Below are 2642 nucleotides of genomic sequence, written 5' to 3'. Positions count from 1 at the left end.
CCAATGGCGACCATGCCAAACTTGCCCGGGGCTCCGCCCGTTCAGGGCTGAAAACAGTCCACCGGACTGTTTTCCGAGCGCCCTTCACCCTTCATTGTCAGGCACGTCTGGATAGCTTCATCGCTGAAACTCGGCTGCCGCCCACGCTTCCCGCTGGGCGGCAGCTTCCACATCATGTCGGGATCGAACCAGATCGTCAGCGATCCGCGCTGGCACAGTGCTTCATTGTAAGCCGACCAGTTCGTGGTCTTGTCCTTCGTAGGGGCCCAACTGCTCATACCTTCCAGCTATCACGCTGGATTCACGCAGTGAATCCCTCACTCGATTTGTGCAACAAGGCCCAACAAGGCCACTACCCAACCAAGGGAATCCTATGTCAGGCGCAGAATACTAGAAGCGGGACATGTGCTAATTTGCACATTATTGGCAATAATAAAGCTGGGTAATCTTATGCGTATATAGTAATGCATCATATATTGCTCTGGCAACCAGCGAACGGTACATCCATTGACTAATTCGACAGAAGAAACGCATCGACCACTTCTTCGGCGTGGGTGCTTGCCAGAACAGAATATTTTCGAACACGGGCTCAAGATCAGTGGCGAGTCGTTCCCAATTTCTCTTTTTTCAATAAAAATGGGCACGTTTGAGCCAATTGCAGGAAGAAGACGCTTACCACACCACTCTACAGAAACAATTCCATTGGTGGCGGTTTGTAGCATACCTCCAATCTTAATTTTTTCAATGAGCATTCTTTGATCGCAGCCCATAAGGATTTTGGTGCCCTCAAAGAACGGCGCGCAAAATAATTCTTCTAATTGATCCCGAACGTCATCCAGCTCTCGATCGATCAGAACATAGTCGACGCGGAAGCATATGTCATTAAGTAGCAGAAAAAGAGTCGAATATAAGGAAAAATCGGAATTGGTTGAGACCGAAAAAACTAAAACTCTTAGAATTTGGCTTTCTGTTGCTATAAAAATTAATTGAGCAGCACTTTTGATCATTGCGTTAGGCGTGCCAATCTGTGAACTATCTGCGACAATCCATGCTCCAAGCCGATTTTCGACCACTAGAGCACGATAGTGTGCATTTAACTTTAGTCAAATCTGATCTCCTCTTTCAATTTGAAGCATGTCGAAAGTTTCCTCACCACCGCTGACGCCATCCGACACCCTGAAATCGCAAGGCGAGAAAGCGAGGTATGAAGTCGTCGTAATGGGGCATTGTGCTCTCCTAAACGACATTATTCAATTGCCTTTGTCTGTTATCGTATACTACGCCATGTGTGCGAAATGACACATCACACATGTCCGATGAGCATTGATATTCTTCACCATTGAGCGTCTCTTACTATCTAGTTTCTGATCGAAGAGGATAAATAGGAATTTGTGATCTTGATGTTTGCACTACGCAATCGGGGATAAAAGTAATCTCGTGCCACAACAGCATTCAGGGGGCATTCGAATTTCTGGTGTCCGATCCGCCGTAACTACATACCTTGGGTGGTGTGCTTTTGGATATAAGATGTCATCATGACTCAATTGGACATTTCGACTTATATTGTCTCAGAATCGCTGTTCTGCGAACTATTTGATTCGATTGAGTCGCTGGATCATTGGCCACATTATAGGGATTTTCCTATATTACCCGGATTTGACAATTGAGAACTCCCATAGAAGTCTACCCATCTTCGACGGCATGCAGTAGAGCCGCCAGAATTGGTGTTGGAGATAATGTAATCGCGACACAACAACAAAGTCATCACTTTGAAGATGATGCAAGACGTCGGGTGCCCTCATTGATACAAATTTCGTGTGCTTTATTGTCGCTGATAGTATCGGGTTTCAAGATCGCTTCGTCCCATACCACCTGATTGTGTCCGTAGAGCTGGCACGTCACTGGACCTTTTTCTGTTGGCACAACGACTGGCTCAGATTCGAAATTGGCTTGTGAACAGCCAGCGACTGCTGTGGCTACGGCAAGAGCTGCGAAGATCTTCATGTCGTTTCTCCGAATCCTAAAGACAGTATAACGTTTATTTGTCACTCACAAACTTTCAGTTAAGGAAGCCGATTCCAATTACTTCAAATTCAATATTTGAGGTTATTAGCTGTTCCATCCCGGATGATCGGGATTGCGAACTTGCCGCGTCCTGCTGAGGCGGCTTAACAAGCTGCGATGAACTAGGCCGTGTTGACAAAAAGGATTCACAGCGCTCGGCAACCGTGATTCAAGCTTGAATCTGCGATGGAGGCCAGCTTGGCACGAGACCTGATGTCGGACGAGGAATGGGCGTTCTTTGAACGGTTCATCTGCGCTGTCCGCGCTCCGAACGGGCGCGGAACTCGACATCATCCTGAAGTTTGAGCGGCGGTAGCATGCAGACACCCGAAGCGCCGCACCAGCAAACCGCAAAGCCAGCCAGGGATGCGATATCTAAGGTCTCTGCCCTGTCAGGCTTTGCTCCCCTCAGCACCCAGGTGTGACATTTCTACTTTGCAGACCAAGGGACATTTCTACTTGGTCGCAACAACTTCAAGCCGCATGGCCTCCCTCTGAAGGGGCGGTTGTTTCACCGCCCCTGTCCTGGCATTTTGGGTCACTCCAGCATTGGCTTGCCGTTGGAGCGGTGGCGGTAG

At 48.2% G+C, this 2642-nt stretch carries 2 protein-coding genes and 2 pseudogenes; 1 reads left to right on the top strand and 3 read right to left on the bottom strand.

Annotation, left to right across the window (positions count from 1 at the left end; all coding sequences use genetic code 11):
* Nucleotides 1-89: 89 nt before the first annotated feature.
* The 3 genes and pseudogenes from FEV53_RS19990 to FEV53_RS19980 form a co-directional block, all read right to left on the bottom strand.
* Nucleotides 90-278 (bottom strand): annotated as a pseudogene (locus FEV53_RS19990) (transposase); the annotation flags it as partial.
* A gap of 93 nt (nt 279-371) precedes the next feature.
* Nucleotides 372-1073 (bottom strand): Hint domain-containing protein, encoded by a 702-nt coding sequence (locus tag FEV53_RS19985; RefSeq protein WP_142836387.1) that lies wholly within the window; start codon nt 1071-1073, stop codon nt 372-374.
* Nucleotides 1074-1764: 691 nt separating this feature from the next.
* Nucleotides 1765-2004, bottom strand: a complete 240-nt coding sequence (locus FEV53_RS19980; RefSeq protein WP_142836386.1) for a hypothetical protein — start codon at nt 2002-2004, stop codon at nt 1765-1767.
* Nucleotides 2005-2250: 246 nt separating this feature from the next.
* On the opposite strand from FEV53_RS19980, the pseudogene FEV53_RS19975 reads away from it, so the two are divergent.
* A pseudogene (locus FEV53_RS19975) lies at nt 2251-2358 on the top strand (IS5/IS1182 family transposase); the annotation flags it as partial.
* Nucleotides 2359-2642 lie beyond the last annotated feature (284 nt).

The organism is Palleronia caenipelagi (assembly GCF_007004065.1).
In the GTDB taxonomy this organism is placed as follows: Bacteria; Pseudomonadota; Alphaproteobacteria; order Rhodobacterales; family Rhodobacteraceae; genus Palleronia; species Palleronia caenipelagi.
The sequence above is the reverse complement of the archived record's forward strand: the minus strand, read 5'-3'. Positions and strand labels throughout refer to the sequence as shown.

Excerpts from the sequence above, each read along its gene's own strand:
- FEV53_RS19980 (WP_142836386.1), bottom strand. The coding sequence starts at position 2,004 with ATGAAGATCTTCGCAGCTCTTGCCGTAGCCACAGCAGTCGCTGGCTGT.